The 17,502-nt window shown below is 36.7% G+C and carries 12 protein-coding genes; 11 read left to right on the forward strand and 1 reads right to left on the reverse strand.

The features are described from left to right. Positions 1–169 precede the first annotated feature (169 nt). The 5 genes from CG11_RS04320 (at position 170) to CG11_RS04340 (ending at position 4,261) form a co-directional block, all read left to right on the forward strand. Positions 170–940, forward strand: a complete 771-nt coding sequence (locus CG11_RS04320; protein WP_052593513.1) for an SDR family oxidoreductase — start codon at positions 170–172, stop codon at positions 938–940. A gap of 143 nt (positions 941–1,083) precedes the next feature. Further along, positions 1,084–1,296: a hypothetical protein gene (locus tag CG11_RS04325; protein ID WP_052593515.1), complete on the forward strand. Its 213-nt coding sequence runs from the start codon at positions 1,084–1,086 to the stop codon at positions 1,294–1,296. Between the two features lie 52 nt (positions 1,297–1,348). Next, positions 1,349–2,308 (forward strand): hypothetical protein, encoded by a 960-nt coding sequence (locus CG11_RS04330; RefSeq protein ID WP_156039653.1) that lies wholly within the window; start codon positions 1,349–1,351, stop codon positions 2,306–2,308. A 191-nt stretch (positions 2,309–2,499) separates the two neighbouring features. After that, entirely contained in the window at positions 2,500–3,663 is a 1,164-nt protein-coding gene (locus CG11_RS04335) for an acyl-CoA dehydrogenase family protein (RefSeq protein WP_052593520.1), read from the forward strand. 160 nt (positions 3,664–3,823) lie between these two features. Further along, positions 3,824–4,261 carry a TlpA disulfide reductase family protein gene (locus CG11_RS04340; RefSeq protein WP_052593522.1) on the forward strand — a complete coding sequence of 146 codons (438 nt, stop codon included), beginning with the start codon at positions 3,824–3,826 and terminating at the stop codon, positions 4,259–4,261. Between the two features lie 226 nt (positions 4,262–4,487). On the opposite strand, the gene CG11_RS04345 is transcribed toward CG11_RS04340, so the two are convergent. After that, positions 4,488–6,623 (reverse strand): penicillin acylase family protein, encoded by a 2,136-nt coding sequence (locus tag CG11_RS04345; RefSeq protein WP_052593525.1) that lies wholly within the window; start codon positions 6,621–6,623, stop codon positions 4,488–4,490. Between the two features lie 211 nt (positions 6,624–6,834). Between CG11_RS04345 and CG11_RS04350 the strand changes: the two genes are divergently transcribed. The 6 genes from CG11_RS04350 (at position 6,835) to CG11_RS04375 (ending at position 17,266) form a co-directional block, all read left to right on the forward strand. Continuing rightward, positions 6,835–9,093 carry an AAA family ATPase gene (locus CG11_RS04350; RefSeq protein ID WP_052593526.1) on the forward strand — a complete coding sequence of 753 codons (2,259 nt, stop codon included), beginning with the start codon at positions 6,835–6,837 and terminating at the stop codon, positions 9,091–9,093. Positions 9,094–9,341: 248 nt separating this feature from the next. Continuing rightward, entirely contained in the window at positions 9,342–12,797 is a 3,456-nt protein-coding gene (locus tag CG11_RS04355; protein ID WP_052593527.1) for a hypothetical protein, read from the forward strand. A gap of 189 nt (positions 12,798–12,986) precedes the next feature. Further along, positions 12,987–13,733 carry a DUF5995 family protein gene (locus tag CG11_RS04360; RefSeq protein ID WP_052593530.1) on the forward strand — a complete coding sequence of 249 codons (747 nt, stop codon included), beginning with the start codon at positions 12,987–12,989 and terminating at the stop codon, positions 13,731–13,733. A 27-nt stretch (positions 13,734–13,760) separates the two neighbouring features. Further along, complete coding sequence (locus CG11_RS04365) at positions 13,761–14,996, forward strand: S41 family peptidase (protein WP_052593531.1); 1,236 nt, start codon at positions 13,761–13,763, stop codon at positions 14,994–14,996. 92 nt (positions 14,997–15,088) lie between these two features. Beyond that, a complete protein-coding gene (locus CG11_RS04370) occupies positions 15,089–16,792 on the forward strand; it encodes a pseudouridine synthase (RefSeq protein ID WP_052593533.1) in 1,704 nt (567 codons plus the stop codon). A gap of 69 nt (positions 16,793–16,861) precedes the next feature. Continuing rightward, positions 16,862–17,266 carry a VOC family protein gene (locus CG11_RS04375; RefSeq protein ID WP_052593535.1) on the forward strand — a complete coding sequence of 135 codons (405 nt, stop codon included), beginning with the start codon at positions 16,862–16,864 and terminating at the stop codon, positions 17,264–17,266. Positions 17,267–17,502 lie beyond the last annotated feature (236 nt).

Genomic DNA, 17,502 nt, shown 5'->3' on the forward strand with positions numbered 1-17,502 from the left:
GAAAGAAGTATTGCCCTATTTTTTAGACGACAAGAATAAAAAATATGGAGAAAATAGAAGCGCTTTTGGATAAAGCTATTGATACTTTTAGTATCTTAATTTTAAACAAAAATAATTAAAAATTAGCGGACTGTTAAGGTCTATTGCACATTCCTAAAAAAAGAAATTCATGTTTGCTCAGAATTTATTAAAAGATAAAGTCATTTTGGTCACAGGAGGAAGAAGTGGCATTGGTTATAAGATAGCGGCGTCTTGTTTATCGTATGGTGCTACTGTTTATATTACTTCTAGAAATCAGGAAAAATTAGAAGTAGCAGCTAAAGAACTTGGTAAAAGTGGTTCCTGCTACGCTATAGCAGGAGATATTCGGAACATAGATCGTGTAAAAGAAATAGCAGCGCAGATACAACAAAAATCTGGTCGCTTAGATATTTTGATCAATAATGCAGGAGGGCAATTCCCTTCTCGAGCACAGGATATCAGCCCAAATGGTTGGAATGCCGTGATCAATAATAATCTAAATGGTACTTGGTATATGACACAAACAATGGCAAATACATTTTTTATTCCTCAAAACAAAGGGAATATTGTTAACATTATAGCTAATGTGTATCGAGGTTTTCCTGGAATGGTACATACTGGTGCAGCAAGGGCAGGGGTAGACAATATGACAAAAACTCTAGCCGTAGAGTGGAGTCGCTATCAAATCAATATTAATGCAATTGCACCAGGAATTATTAAGTCAACAGGATTAGAGCAATACCCACCAGAATTACTAAAAGATGTCAGTAATCGAATTCCTCTTAAGAGACTTGGAACTACTCAAGAAGTTGCAGATTTGACGGTTTTTTTAATGAGTCCTATGGCTGCTTTTATTACAGGAGAAACAATTTATATTGACGGAGGGCAACGACTATGGGGAGATGTTTTTGAGTTTTAACAAAAATTATTGGGAGATTAGTACCAAAGACTACAGAACTATTTTTATTTTAGAGGACAACTGAACTACTTTTCAACTATCTATCTAAAGGTGACCCAGAGAACTTAGCAATCAAATCACAGAACCACACAAACCGCCCGATTATGAGAAACTCTAATGCAGGTAGAGATCACCAGTTATTATCTGAAGCATCTTTTTTATACATTATTGCAGGCTTACTTCTTTTTATTTTTCTAATTAGTTGCACGTCTGAAAAAAACTCCAATCAAACACCAGCAGAAACTTTATCTGATTCAACAACTATTTCAACCATCAAGGATACTATCTCGAAAAAAAAAAGAATATATCTTAGTTAAGGTTGATCACCTAAGAGTAAGAGATCGTCCTAGTACGAATCATTCAAAAGTGGTGGCATCGCTCCGAGAAAATTCTTATTGGGCTTATCAAGGGAAGCAGTCGGATCAGAAAGAAAAAATTACACTTAGAAATCAGGAGTTCAATGCTTATTGGTATAAGATTGATATAGATAACTGTGTGTCTGGTTGGGTCTATGGAGGGGCAATAGAGTTTATAGAAAGACCTAAGGATGGCACACCTAATATAGCAGCTACCATTCCATTTTCGGAAGAATTGATCAAAGATATAGGAAAGGAAAAGCACGAAACCATTCAGCAAGTAATTCATGATTTTGATGCAATTTCGACCGCAGAGGCGTTACTGGATTATTACAACACGCAACCAAAAGCAGTCGCAGAACTGTTGCCTTCGATAGCAGAACGTTTGTATGAAGGTGTATACGATGAAGTAATGTTAAAGTGTTTGCTTAAAATATTTACTTATACGCAGTTGTGTAGTGAATGCTCTGTAGAATTATACATTGATGTGCTTGCTTTTTTAGAAAAAGCAAAGACAACTCCAGCAAAAGTCGATGACGAAATCTTTCAGTTGTTATACGATGCTGTAGGTGAGTATAATTCCTTTGATGTGGGGGCATTGTCTGAGCACGATTGTGATTTTTGTTGGCATAGCATTCTAGGAGATGGGCAACTTTTGGCATTTTGGAAGCGGGTAGAAAAAATACGATCAATGCCAGCATCGGATTTAAAACTTGACAACTTAATGAATGAATTGGAGCAATATCTCTTTTTAGAAATGAACTCTACCACTTACATCCATTCTCAAGTGAAAGTATTAAAAGAATTAGAAGCAATAGAAGTTGTTTTAAAACGACTTTCGTTGCCCCGTAATTTTATGAAAGGTTTCGAAGAGCTGAAAACTCAGTTGCACAATCAAATGAATGTAACATTTGATTGCGCAAATAAAGATTGTGCAACTATTGTAATGGATGGGCTTTTTCCTAATCATTAGGAGTAGCTATAATAAAGTAGTACTCCGTTGCTTTTTTAGTTTGATTACCAGCCTTTTAGTATAAAGATCAACAAAGAGTGCATCTTACTGATAATTAAACTAATACGATTTAGCTGCGCTGCTACTGCGTGGTTTCAACGGAGTAATGATAAAGAACAATTGTAAGAAACTTAAACAACCAATAATCAATTATGAAATCATACTATTTTACTGAAGAACACCATCTGTTTAGACAATCTTTGCGTGATTTTTTGAACAAAGAAGTTGTCCCTAACATAGATCAATGGGAAGAGGATCGCCGTATTCCAAAAGATTTTTGGAAAAAATTTGGAGAGATGGGCTACTTTGGACTCAATTTTCCAGAAAAATATGGAGGGTCAGATTTAGATTTTTTCTATTCTGTAATTTTAGTAGAAGAAATTTCCAAATGCTTTTCAGGGGGATTTGCCATCCTACCTATGGTACAATCTTATATGTCTACGCCTTACATTTTGGCACATGGATCGGATTATTTAAAAGAAAAATACCTTCCTAAAGCAATTTCGGGAGAGTGGATTTGTTCCATTGCTATTTCTGAACCTAGTGCGGGGTCTGATGTTATGAATATCCAAACAAAAGCCATTCGAGATGGAGACCATTATATTGTTAATGGTAGTAAAACATTTATTACGAATGGTGTATATGGTGATTTTATGGTAGCGGTAGTTAAGACAGATCCTGACGTAGGCGTAGGCGGGATTAGTTTGTTGGTTATAGACCGACAGGCTGAAGGTGTCTCTGCTCGAAAGCTTAAAAAATTGGGCTGGCACGCTTCGGATACCGCAGAATTAAGTTTTGATGATGTAAAGGTACCTGCCAAAAACCTGATTGGAGATGCTGGAATGGGGTTTTATTATTTGATGGGCGGATTACAGTTGGAGCGCTTGGTTGGGGCAATTAGCACGATAGGAAGTTGTGATGCAGCCTTAAATTATGCGTTGCAATATATGTCAGAACGCAAAGCATTTGGGCGATCGATCAATAAATTTCAAGTATTGCGCCATAGAATAGCCCAAATGGCTTCGGAGATGGAAGCGAACCGTTACTTTACTTATCATTGTTGCCGCTTGCACGACGATGGGGAATATGCCGTGAAAGAATGCTCTATGGCAAAACTATTAGGAACAGAATTGTGCAATAAAGTAGCCACAGAGTGTTTGCAGTTTTTTGGTGGTTATGGCTATATGGAAGATTACAAAATCGCCCGAGTATTTCGAGATGCCCGAATTGGAACGATTGGCGCAGGCACCTCTGAAGTAATGCGCGAAATTATTTCCAAAATGGTAATTGATGGGCAAGAGTATGAGAGTTCTTAAACTTTTGGCTCAGCCAAATAAAAAAGGAATTTTATGCACTATTTCATAGAATCATTCTATAATAACAAAGTTTAACAGTAGCTTAATTTGAATTCGTTAAATAATATCTTATTTTTATAAGAATTGATTGTCCCCACTTTTTAACAATGCGAATACAAACATGGAAAACATTAAAAAAATACATCATATTGAAGGTTTTGATGTAAAAACAACTAAAGGAACCAATATTAAATTTGGGGAAGGTAGTGAGAAACCTACGCTACTAGTTTTATTTACAACATGGTGTTCCTCTTGTTTGGAAGCAACACCAGCTATAAGCAACAAGTTCAAACACCTAAAGGATAAAATTAATATAGTCGGTATTGGTAGAGAGCATCATGCTGAAGAATTAGAAGAATGGTCAAACAAAGAAGGTTTGAGCTATGATTTGGTTGAGGATCCGACAAGAGAGTTGTTTAATAAGTTTGCAGATTTACACGTTCCTAGAATGTACTTAGTTGACACCGATGGGAAAGTAACTTATCAAGATGTGAACTGGCATCCTTTAATGCTAGAAGATATGGAAGAAGCGATTGACAAATTGCTAAAAAATAAATAAGGGAAACTTAGGTCTGTAGACCTAAGTTTTTTTATTTGAAAGTAAGTAATCGTTCATAAAAATTTATAGGCAAAATAGAATTCTTTTTGCACTGTTCTTCATCAAAAAATCTCGTTTTAGCCCGCTAAAACTTCAATTCTTTTCTTTGAACAGCACTAAAAACAATTACATTTTTAACTATACTTTTTTCTGTCCACTTACTTACCAGCCAATAATAAAACACAGGCTATTTTTGAACCCGTTCGCCAGGATGATAAATTTCTTTGGCAGTTTTTAGAATTTCTTCCTTATTTAAGGTCATTTTTTTTAATTGTCGATTGACATACATTTCCATTTGATCTGTATAATGTGGGCTTTCTGGACGATTAGAGCTACCAAAACAATTAATGGTTTCTAGTGCAGCAACACCATTGTCATCGTATTGAGCGATGAGAATGTACGATTCACCAGAATAAGTGCGCAATTTCCCCTTTTCTTTTTTATCACGAGTATATGCCATGGCAGCGATATTCTCAGGCATTCCAGAACTAGGAAAAGAAAGATCACTACCTTTTTCGCGTCTATGAATATGCATTTTGCCAAAAGGAACTTTGATTGTTCCATAATATTTGAGAACATATTTTTTAGCTTTTCGTAGGGCATTAACAAATACTTCTTCAGGAAGTGTATTGGCGTCTAATAATGCAGAACGATTGGCTAATTCATCAATAATATAAGTAAAAGCAACAGAAAATACAGCGGCGTTTTCGTCTTCTTTGTCGGTAGAGCGGTCCCAATTCTTTACCAAATCTAAGACATCCGCCAAATCAGGGTATTTATTAGGATCTAAATTAGGTAGAATATCTATATTCTCAATATTGTAAGTATAAAACGTATTTTGAGCATACTGAATATCAAACTTTATTTTTTTAAACTCTTCATAGGTCATTTTTCGATCTCCAATAGAGTCCATGATTTCCATAAAACGGATAGAGCGATTGGTTTCTTTTTCTAAGTATCCCATTAACTCATTGGGATAATCACTAGCGTTGATATTCTCTCCTGCTTTCGTAGCCGTAAAGGGCGTATTATTAGAGTTGAAAATATACCCAGAGGCAGGATTAAGCAGCTGAGGCAGCTCTTCCATTTTATAAAATGTCGGTTGCCAAACATTTTCAGACGTATCTCCACGCATAACACCATGCCAATTGTAACCTATTGCTCTATTGTTGGGAATCAGTCCATTGCAGAAATTATAAATATTATCCTCTTTATCGGCATAGACCACATTAAAGCAAGGTATTTGTTGCATTTGTAGCGCTGTTTTGAACTCTTCAAAATTGTTAGCTTTACCCATTTTATACCATTGTTCGGCAGCTGCAATATGTTTGTTTGCAGAAAAGCGCAAGGCATAATAACCATGCTTGTTTTTCATCGCCATACCATGTTTGGACTTATAAAAAGTTAAGGTGACAGGAAACTTAATGCCAATAACATTGACTTTTATTTTCATTTTCTTGACCTCTAATTTTTCCCATTTCCCATCGTACCAATAGGTCAGTTTCTTTTTGGGATGCATTTTTAATTTGTAAACATCTGTCATGTCTGGATGATTAACCGTATGTGTCCAACCAAGATTTTTATTGGTTCCAACAAAAGGAGTCATACCCAAGGTAAATGTTCCTCCTAGCATGTTGTATCCTTCCTCGCTGTTAACATGCACTTCATACCATGCCAAAACGCCTTCTAAGGGTTGATGAGAATTGCTAACAAACACCGTTTTATTTTCTTGCATTCGTTTGCGACTGATAGAAAAACCATTGGAGCCAGTCGGTTGTGTAGCGTGTTTTTCATAATTGTGAATTTTGTTTTCAAAGATTTTCCCAATATCAAAAGCAGCACCTGTCATAATAATATTGCCCAGTAAGTAGCCCGTAACCACATCCTGTTCGTTGATAGGGAATAGTTTTTTTAATAACAATTCTTTGGGATGAGCCTTGGCGTAGTCGTTCATGCCTTGTGTGTAGGCACGAATAATCTTTTTGAAATCGTCCGAAAAAGCAGTTTCATATTGTTCTTGGATAATAGTTTCTGCTTCGCACATAAACTGCATGACATCAAAAATTGCCCCGTCCTTGCCTAGAATTTCACCTGCACGCCTACGAGTGGCTGCATAAGCATGTTGAATCAATTCAAAGTTGTCTTCGCAGTGTGCCCAAGCCAAACCATAAATAACTTCAGCGTCCGTTTGGGCAAAAATATGAGGCACACCCCACACATCTCTAGCAATGGTAACATCTTGGGGGCGAATGGTGTTGTTTAACTGAGCCTGAAGGCTCGATAGGCAGATAGAGAGTAGAAGTGCAATGGTTGTTTTGTTCATTGATAAAGTGTGAATTTTAGTAATTAGATGGTTAATTGAGTAAGACAAAAATCTCTTTAAAGTAGTCAAAAAAAAGATTTTAACCAAGCAGTTAAGATTATTATTGTTAGAATAAAACTTCCTGATTTTTCCGATTCTTAATCAATCTTCAATTTGCTTTTTAATAATTACTTGCCTACTTTAGTGGACTTAAATTCACGAAGAAAATATCATGGAAAAATTTGTTTATCCTTTATTATATTATCAACTATCAGAAAATAGAGTACTAGGACTGTTAGTTGGAACACACCACCAGATTATAGATAAAGACATTAAACATGTCAAATCAAGTTTGACAACCCACTTAAAACGGTTGTATAAAAAATACGACGACTATCCTTACACACCTTTTGAATCTTTTCGTCTAAAGACTTTTGAGGTAAAGGTGCGTCCTGTATATCGAGATAACAATCGTTCTTATCCTTCTAGCAAAGTACTTAAAGTGCCTGTAGACGCTGTTTTTGGACCGACTGATCAAGGCCATTTTTGCTGCTTTCTACCATTGCTCGGAGAGAGTTTTTATTATTATGATAGCAAATTATTAGTATCGTTGGTACAGAATTTTGCGATGAACATTCTCAATAAAAAAACACCTGACGAGATATACCGTATGATTACAGGCTTGCGCCCAAATTTGGATGAAATTTCACTGCGTATTAATCTATATAGAGAATATAATTTTAGCAATGGTTGGAGTTTTACGGATAAATTTAAGGAGTTAGAAGCTATGGCAGAACGCTATCCGCAGTCTAAATCATTGCGAAAAAACATGGCGTCATTTCCTGAAGTAGCCTGGGAACTAGAAAGAGAAGTAGGGGAAGCGGTAGACAAAATAGTTAGTACTCGCTCCAATATTTTATTGGTTGGAAAACACGGAACGGGCAAAAGCTCTGTTTTGAGACAAGCGATGCGCAAGATTACTGCCAAATCTTCTAAGTTAGATTTGACTTTTTGGCAATTGATGGCGCAACGAATTACCGCACGAGCAAAATATTTGGGAGAGTGGCAACAAAATGTAGAAGAATTATTGTACGAGTTAGAGTGTGCCAATGGTATTTTGTGGGTGGTGGATATGGTGCAGCTGTTGCAAACAGGAGGAGAAGGACCAGAAGATAGTGTCGCTGCATTTTTGACCTCATTCTTACAAAACGGCAAATTGCAAATGGTAGGAGAAGTAACTCCCGCTCAATTAGAAAGCATGCGCCGAATGCTACCTGGGTTTGTAGAAAACTTTCAACTTATTGAATTAGAAGAATTGCCAGAACACAAGATTCAATCTATCTTGGATAAATTTGCCGATTACTGCCGACAGAATATGAAGGTAGAAATTGATAAAAAAGCCTTATCGGTTAGTTATCGATTGCTGTTGCGTTATTACCCTTATGAAAGTTTTCCTGGCAAAGGAGTGAAGTTTTTGAGTCAATGCATCAATCAAGCCTTGCAAGAGAATAGAAATCAGATTACTAAAAAAGAAGTGATTGATAATTTTATCAAGCAAACAGGAATGCCAGAACTTTTTTTGAGAGATGATTTGTTGTTGGATGACAAAGAATTGACAGCCTATTTCAAAAATCGAATCATTGGACAAGATACAGCGATTGAGTCGTTGGCAAATGTTGTAAAGATTTTTAAAGCAGGATTGAACAGCCCTGCGAAACCTATTGCTACGATGATCTTTGCAGGTCCAACAGGAGTTGGAAAAACAGCATCGACAAAAGCCTTGGCAGAATATTTCTTTGGAAAAGGACAGAAAAAATCGCCCTTGGTACGCATTGACATGAGTGAGTTTCAGCACCCTGCGCAATTGGCTCGATTTATTGGAGGTGGTGGAGAAATTGGTAAGCTGGTTCAAGAGATTCGAGAACGCCCATTTTCGGTACTTTTATTGGACGAGATAGAGAAAGCAGATCCTTCGGTGTTTGATGCGCTATTAACTGTTTTGGATGAAGGTTTGTTGGTGGATGCCTATGGTCGTGTAACCAATTTTAGAAATACGATTATTATTATGACCTCTAATTTAGGGGCATCCAACCGAGCTTCTGTAGGTTTTGGTCGAGAAGATACCACCAATTACGAATCGGCTATTGGCAAGTTTTTTAGACCTGAATTTGTGAATAGAATTGACCATATTGTTACTTTTAACGCTTTAGAACAGGAGCATATTCGAGCGATTACACGTTTAGAATTAGAAGCCTTAAACAAACGAGAAGGAGTTGATAAACGTCAAGTTACTTTGTCTTTTACAGAACAGTTGGAGTCGCATCTGGCAGAAGTGGGGTTTGACAAACGCTATGGAGCAAGACCGTTGCAACGTGCTTTGGAGAATGAAATTATAGCTCCTTTGGCAAAATGGTTGCTAGAACACCCCAACATAAAAGGGTGTGCCTTACGTTTAGACTTAGTAGATGGACAGTTGAAGATTGAAAGTTGATGGCAAGAAATCTATCGAAAAGATAGAGCTAAACATTAGTACTAACTAAACAAAAGCGTATTAAGACAAAAAAGCAAAGAACCGTTATTTATTGGACAGGTATTTTTTTATGTTTACAAACCTGTTCACTTTGGGCGCAGCAAGATAGCACTCAAAAAACGCCTCCTATTTCTAATTGGAGGAATATAACTATTGTTGCTAAAGATACCATTGTTTTAGATAGTCAAGTTGTATTTCCCAATTCGCTTTTGTTAAGAAATACTCAAAATCAGATTGTTTCCGATACCAGTTATCAAATAGAGGGCAATCAATTGATTTTTTTTAATCGACCAGAAGATAGCCTCTTTCAAGCTCGCTTTCGTGTCTTTCCTTATCCTATTACAGCAAAAAAACAACACAAAGATGTTGCGTTGATTGGGAAAAATATTCAGCATGATGGTTTGATTGGAAATGGTTATACTTATAATCCTTTTGAAACGGGAGGGGATGCATTTAATTTTAGCGACTTAGATTATAGTGGTGTATTTGCTAGAGGAATTTCTTTGGGAAATAGTCAAGATTTGATTTTGAATTCTACGTTTAATTTGCAAGTAGCGGGCAAGCTAGGAGACATAGAAATCTTAGGCGCAATTACAGATAATAATGTGCCGTTGCAACCAGAAGGAAATACACAACAATTGGATGAGTTTGATCGAATTTTTATAGAATTCAAATACAAACGACAGCGACTAATTGCAGGAGATTATAACATAGAACGACCCAAGGGCAGTTATTTTATGAATTACTATCGCCGTTTGCAAGGAGGACAACTTTTTACAAATCTCAAAGTAGGAAAAGGTCGTTTAAAAACAGATGGAAGTTTTGCCGTATCCAAAGGTAAGTTTTCTAGAGATGTGTTTAATGGGGAAGAAGGCAATCAGGGACCTTATCGTTTGAAGGGGGCTAATGGAGAGCAGTTTATTATTATTGTTGCAGGAACCGAGCGCGTATATATTGATGGTAAATTATTACAACGAGGGGCAGACAACGATTATGTGATTGATTATAACCTAGGTGAACTAACATTCACTCCTCAACAATTAATTACCAAAGATAAGCGAATCCAAGTAGAGTTTAGTTACACAGATTTGACCTTTTTGAGAACCTTAGGTACTGCAAATGTTAGTTACGAAACTAAAAAAAGCACCGTTCGATTTAATTTTTACTCTGAACAAGATGCCAAAGGTCAGACCATCGCAGAATCTTTGTCCGACTCTGCCAAAGCGGTGTTGCAGCGTATTGGAGACAATATAGATCAAGCCTATGTTTCGGGCATTAGTATACCTGATCGAACGGGAGAAAACACTGGTACTATATTTTATAAATTGGTAGATACCATTGTCAACGGATTTCGTTATGAGGATGTACTTGTATTTTCCAATGATCCAGATTCTGCTATTTATACCGCTCGTTTTGCTATTATACAAGGAGGGGGAAATTATATCCGTACGCAAGGAGCTGCGAACGGTGTTGTTTATCAGTGGGTTGCTCCTGATCCTATTACCAATCGTCCTAGAGGAACACACGAACCCGTCCAATTGTTAACAACACCCAAACAACGGCAATTGTACAATCTTGGGATGGATTACAAACTTGGAAATAATGGAGCAATTTCTGCGGATGTTGCATTGAGTAATGTAGACGAGAATACTTTTTCGGAAATAGGAAACGAAGACAACCAAGGAATTGCAGCGCGTTTGACCTACCAACACAAAGTTCCGATTTTTGGGAATAAAAAAAGTGCTTTGGATAGCTTAACCAGTGACAGCACTACCTCCAAACCGAATACTTTTTTGAAACTTAATGCACATTACGAGTTTTTAACAAAAGAATTTGAATTTATAGAACCGTATCGTCCACGAGAATTTTCTAGGGATTGGAATATTAATTTGACTGAACCAACACAAGAACATTTGTATAAAGCTAAATTGAGTTTAGAAGGTCAAAAGTGGGGAAGTGTCGCCTACCAATTTAGTGGCTTGAATAAAGATACTTTGTACAATGGCTATCAACATAATTTGAGTGTTAATACTCGATATAATGGCTTTCAAGTCGTTAGTAATAGTAGTTTGGTACAAAGTGAAACGCCTCTCGAACGCAGTGTTTTTATACGCCCAAGACTGGATGTGTCACAACGTTTTAAAAAGCTATTTAATTGGAAAATAGGCGTCTATGGAGAACTAGAACAAAATAGCCGAATAGATGCTTATACAGATACCTTAAATCAAGGCAGCTTTTTTTATCATTTGTTTAAAGTCTATTCAGAACTACCTGCCAGCGAAAACCTTACCTTAAAAACACACTATATTCGCCGCTACGATTATACACCTCGGCGAGATGGTTTTTTGACCAATGCGATAGCCGATGATGTCAATCTAGCGGGAGAATGGACACAGACAGCGGCTTCTCAATTAAAGTGGAATTTGACGTATCGGAATTTGAGAATTCAAGACAGTACATTGACAACCCAAGAACCTAAAGAGACGTATTTGGGGCGTTTAGAGTATATTCTAAACATCAAAAAAGGATTTATTCGCTCTAATACAATTTATCAATTAGGGTCTGGGCAGCAACAAAAAGTAGAATACAATTATGTCAAAGTAGATCAAGGACAAGGGACTTATATTTGGGTGGATCGAAATGGAGATGAGGTGCAGCAAGTGAATGAATTTGAACAAGCTCAGTTTCAAGATCAGGCAGATTACATTCGAGTAACCTTACTAACTGGGGCGTTTATTCGCACGAATAATGTACTCTTTAGTCAAAGCCTAACGATTCGCCCAAAACGACTGATTCAAGCCGCTCGAAAGAAAAAAGGCAAGGATTATAAACTGCCAATAGGACTAGATGTTTTGCAGCGTTTCTCGACAAGAAGTATTTTTAAAATTGATCGAAAAACATACGATGGAGCAAAGGGTGTTGTGGCGTTTAATCCCTTTCAACTCAATGTTGTTGATACAGCGTTGGTGTCGGTTAGTTCTAGTATTAATAATAACATTTATTTTAATCGAACAGGAGTGTATAGTATTGAGTTTGGACAGCGGGACAGTAGAGGAAAAACGTTGCTAAGTACAGGTTTTGAAAGTAGAAATTTTACAGAGTATAGTTTGAACCAACGTCTGAACATAAAGCCAGGAAAAAGAAGGGCGGGAAAAAAGCCGTCTGCTGCTTTGAGGAACATTCGATTGCAGGCTTTACTAACGGGAACCTATGGTTTACAAGGCAATCGTTCAGAGTTTTTTCCAATACGAGATTATGACATAGAGTTTTATGGCATAGAACCACAATTTACATTTTTATATCAAAAATCTTTTCGGGTAATTCTCAAGTATAAATACAATTACAAAAAGAATCGAATTAACGATCAAGAATTGGTTCAAAGCCATGATGTAACCACTGAAATTAGTTACAATCAAACGGCAAAAACAAATATAAAAGGAAGTTTTTCAATTGTTCAGATGGCTTTTGATGGCGACCCTACTTCTTCGGTTGGATATGCTATGACACAAGGTTTGCAAGCTGGTAGTAATTATTTGTGGAATATCTCGATTGCTCAAGCACTTTCCAAAAGTATTCAATTAACGGTGAGTTATGAAGGACGAAAAACGGGAGAAAGTGATAATGTGGTGCATGTAGGAAGGGCTGAGATTAGAGCTAATTTCTAGAAAAGAATATTTACAACCAATAGTTAGCAGCGTAGCTAACTACTATACAACGATAAGAGTATTTTTTGAAATGCGTGACTTGACGTGGCATTTTTTGATAACTTCAATGTATATTTGAAAAAATACGATGTTATATACTTTTAATACTTAGGAGTTCTAGGGACTATTAATCTTCTAATTTACCTTAAAATGAAAGCTAAAACAATTGATGAAGTGATTGAAGCATTGGATTTGATTATTGAAGATGCTAAAAAAACAAATAATCCTAAGGGGTACTTTGCTGCGTTGTATCGAAAAGTAACCAAACGAGTAAAAAAAGGTATTGCAGCTGGAGAATTTGAAGATGGAGAACGAATGGAGCGTTTGGACGTGTTGTTTGCCAATCGTTATTTGAATGCTTATGATAACTATTTTGAAGGGCAAACAACAACTAAAAGCTGGACGGTTGCTTTTGATCATACCAAACAGTATTGGCCTATTGTATTGCAACATTTGCTATGGGGCATGAACGCCCATATTAACCTAGACTTAGGTATTGCAGCGGCAGCAGTAGCACCTGGCGACTCGATTCATAGCTTGAAAAAGGATTTTGATCGTATCAATGCATTGTTGGCTAGTTTAGTTGGCGAAGTAGAGCAAGAACTTTCTGAAATATGGCCGACCTTAAAATATATTCTTACCTTGTCCCAAAAAATAGATGACTTTCTGGTCAACTTTAGCATGAAAGCAGCCCGAGATGGTGCTTGGCGATTTGCCTTGAAATTAGCAGCAGCATCAGAAGAAGAACGTTGGAAATTGATAAAAGATAGAGACGAAACGATTAAGGAAATTGCCAACTGCGTAGATCCGCCAGGTTTTATTCCTCGATTGGTTTTTGCCTTAATAAGATTGGGAGAAAAAAGAGACATTGCTAAAGTTATAGAGATTTTGGAATAAATTTTATAAGTATAGAAGTATAAAAACATGAAGCTTAACATACTAATCTACTTATTGTTGATACAGACGGTTTTTGCTCAGTCACAAAATAGAACATTAGACTTACCTAAAGTAGAAGAAGATCTCAATATGTTATTGGATGATTTATCTAATAACTATGCCTATTGGGAAGAGAAAAAGATAGACATTAATTGCCTTCGAGAGCACTATAGTCAAAAAGTGGCTGGTCTAAAAACAGAAGCAGATGCCGTCTTGTTGTTCGAATATTTGTTAGACGAATTTTATGACAGTCACTTAATTTTAAATACCAATACACCAACTTCTTTTCGTTTGTACGCTCCAATATATGCACAACTTATCAACGGAAAACCGATCATTTCAAATGTTTGGCAGAGTCAGATGGAGCCATTAGAAGTAGAGCTAATTGGCGCAGAAATTCAACAAATTAATGGCGTTAATTTTGATCAGGCAATAGAGCATTTTCCAACGCATTGTCAAGATAAAAATGATCCTATTGTTAGAGAATGGATTGCCAATAAATTATTAGCAGGGCGTTATAATGAAAAAAGAGTATTGACTTTAAAGCTGCGTAATCAGAAAGTTGTACCATTTGATTTGGATGAAATTGTTGTTAAAAAAGAAGCGCACTTACTCGATTTTGGTCAAAAGAAAAATATAGGCTGGATTAGAATTAACAACTCCTTAGGGCAAGATGCTTTGGTCAATGCTTTTGATAGTGCTTTGAATGTATTGTCTGAAACTCAAGGATTGGTTTTAGACTTGAGAAACACAGTAGATGGTGGAGATACTTACGAAGCGAGAGGAATTATGGGGCGTTTTATTCAAGAACCTACGCCTTATCAAATGCACGCTTATGTTGAAAAAGCTTATGATAATCCTGTTCAGAACCCTTTGATTAAAAGACTTTGGATGGAGTTGGTTGTTCCTAGGGGCAAGGTGTATCAGGGAAAAGTAGTCGTTTTGGTTGGACGATGGACGGGGAGTATGGGAGAAGGGTTGGCAATTGGTTTTGATGGAATGAAACGAGCTACTGTTGTTGGGACAGAAATGGAACGTTTGGCTGGTGAAATAGAGTTCTTTCCTTTTCAGCATCGTTCTTATGGCTACCGCCTACCTGTTGCAAAACTATTTCATGTGGCTGGTACGCCTAGAGAACAATTTGTTCCTAAGCATTATGTCAAACAACAAACCAATAAAAGAGATGAAGTCATTGAAAAAGCCTTTGAAATGTTAGCTAAGTAAGTTTTGAACGGTTGAAATAAGAATAAAAGCTCGTATTCTAAATATTAAAGAAAGCTTTGTACTTTTGCATTTCTATATCGAGAATCAACATTATGAAGCAGAAAGAAGAGTTAGGGCAACTGCCAAATTGTTTTATTCCTTTTGAGGAATCAATGGATGAGTTTGTATTGCCTGAAAAATTTACATTCCCATTTTATTACGAACCACATCCTATTAGCATTTTTGCAGCAAAAAAACTGCAAGTTTATCTAGAAACGCAATCGGACTGGAAGCATAATTTTTATGCTACGGAGGGAACCGATGAGATGGCTATTGGTAAAATGTTTGGTGTATTAGTGGTTAAAACAAAGGACAATCGCTTGGGCTATTTAGCCGCTTTTTCAGGTAAGTTGGCAAACGAAAACCACCACGCAAAGTTTGTTCCTCCTGTGTTTGATATGCTAAGAGAAGATGGCTTTTTTGTTGCAGGAGTAAAGATTATTAATGCAATTAATCAAGCGATCAAAGCCCTCGAAACAAAAGAGGAATACTTGGCTTATCAAAGCTATTTAAAAGCAGAAATAGAACTGTCAGAAGCTCGTCTTGCTTTCAAACGAAAGCAAATGAAAGAAGATAAGAAACGAAGAAAGGCAACTAGAGAAGCGGGGCGAAATAGGTTGAGTCCTCAAGCGTTTAAAGTTCTAGAAAAGGAGTTAAAAGATGAAAGCCTTGGTCAGCAATATTATTACAAGCAATTGGTAAAGTTTTGGAAAGCTCGAATTGCAATGACTCAAGCAGAGGTGGCTATTTATGAGAACGAATTGATGGCTTTGAAAGAGGCTCGAAAAGAAAAATCTGCTGCCTTACAACGTCAGTTGTTCAATCAATATGTGTTTCTGAATAAAGATAAAGAGGAGAAGAGTTTGTATGATATTTTTCTACCGACAATAAATGACGTGCCTCCAGCTGGAGCAGGAGAATGTGCAGCTCCAAAATTGTTACAATATGCCTTCTTGCACGATATGAAACCCATTGCTTTGGCGGAGTTTTGGTGGGGGGAGTCTCCTAAATCTGCCATTAGAAAACATGGCTATTTCTATCCTGCTTGTAGAGGTAAGTGTGAACCAATTTTGGGACATATGTTGGCTGGTATTCCAATGGATGAAAACCCTATGTTGATCAATCCTGCGGAAGGAAAAACCATTGACATTTTATACGAGGATGAAGACTTGTTGGTCATTAATAAACCCGCCGATTTTTTCTCTGTACCAGGAATTACTATTAAGGATTCTGTGTTGCTTCGAATGAAACAGCGTTATCCAACAGCTACAGGACCTTTGACGGTACATCGTTTAGATATGTCAACGTCTGGATTGATGCTCATTGCCAAAAAGAAAGAAATTCACAAAAGCTTACAATATCAATTTATTAAACGAACAATCAAGAAACGTTATGTCGCTTTGTTGGATGGTTATGTAGATGGAGAGGGTGGTTTTATTGATTTGCCGCATCGGGTAGATTTGGACGATCGCCCAAGGCAGATTGTCTGCTTTGAACATGGAAAAAATGCCAGAACAAAATGGGAGGTTATTGAACGTTCCAATAATCAAACTAGGGTTTATTTTTATCCCATTACAGGACGAACACATCAATTGCGTGTCCATGCAGCACATCCCTTGGGACTCAATGTTCCAATTATTGGAGATGATTTGTATGGAAAAAAGGGCGAACGTTTGTTGTTGCATGCTGAATCTATCGAATTTGTTCATCCTGTGACAAAGGAATTGATGACAATGCAAGTAGACCCTGAGTTTTAGGGATAGGATTGAACGTAGGGTTAAGAATTTTTATTAATGCAATTAAACTCATAAAAAATATTAGACGCTATGGATATTCAATATGCATACACCATACTTTATGTAAAAGATGTACCTCAAACAATGGCTTTTTATCAAAATGCCTTAGGGTTTGAGCAAAAATTTATAACCCCTGAGCAAGATTATGGAGAAATAGTTTCAGGAGCGACCACTATAGCATTTGCGAATTTAGAACTAGCTACTTCCAATCTTAAAGATGGTTTTGTCACAAGCCGTTTAGAACAGAAACCATTTGGAATAGAGTTAGCGTTTACAACATCCGATGTTCAAAAGGCAGTAGATAGAGCTGTTGAACATGGGGCCGTATTGCTCTCAGCATTGCAAACCAAACCTTGGGGGCAGGATGTAGCTTATATTAGAGACTTGAATGGCTTTATCATTGAACTTTGTACCCCAATGGGAGGAGGGGAGTAGCTTTTTATTATAAAACTAAAACTAAATCATGAAACTACCTTTTGAACTTAAATCTCCAATAACACTGCTGGATGTCCAGATTCTTTCTTGCCAAATGCTTTTAGTCATGATGAAATATGCATTGTTTTTTTTCTGTATTTTATCATTATTTAATAGACATTATCGTACATTAAAACTGTAAACAAAAAAGTGAAAAAAAAGTATAAATACAAGAAAGTAGTGTGAAAAAGGTAGAA

The organism is Aureispira sp. CCB-QB1 (assembly GCF_000724545.1).
GTDB lineage: Bacteria > Bacteroidota > Bacteroidia > Chitinophagales > Saprospiraceae > Aureispira.

Bases quoted from the DNA above. Each gene is read 5' to 3' on its own strand.
- CG11_RS04320 (WP_052593513.1), top strand. From the start codon at position 170: ATGTTTGCTCAGAATTTATTAAAAGATAAAGTCATTTTGGTCACAGGA.
- CG11_RS04325 (WP_052593515.1), top strand. From the start codon at position 1,084: ATGAGAAACTCTAATGCAGGTAGAGATCACCAGTTATTATCTGAAGCA.
- CG11_RS04335 (WP_052593520.1), top strand. From the start codon at position 2,500: ATGAAATCATACTATTTTACTGAAGAACACCATCTGTTTAGACAATCT.
- CG11_RS04340 (WP_052593522.1), top strand. From the start codon at position 3,824: ATGGAAAACATTAAAAAAATACATCATATTGAAGGTTTTGATGTAAAA.
- CG11_RS04345 (WP_052593525.1), bottom strand. From the start codon at position 6,623: ATGAACAAAACAACCATTGCACTTCTACTCTCTATCTGCCTATCGAGC.
- CG11_RS04350 (WP_052593526.1), top strand. From the start codon at position 6,835: ATGGAAAAATTTGTTTATCCTTTATTATATTATCAACTATCAGAAAAT.
- CG11_RS04360 (WP_052593530.1), top strand. From the start codon at position 12,987: ATGAAAGCTAAAACAATTGATGAAGTGATTGAAGCATTGGATTTGATT.
- CG11_RS04365 (WP_052593531.1), top strand. From the start codon at position 13,761: ATGAAGCTTAACATACTAATCTACTTATTGTTGATACAGACGGTTTTT.
- CG11_RS04370 (WP_052593533.1), top strand. From the start codon at position 15,089: ATGAAGCAGAAAGAAGAGTTAGGGCAACTGCCAAATTGTTTTATTCCT.
- CG11_RS04375 (WP_052593535.1), top strand. From the start codon at position 16,862: ATGGATATTCAATATGCATACACCATACTTTATGTAAAAGATGTACCT.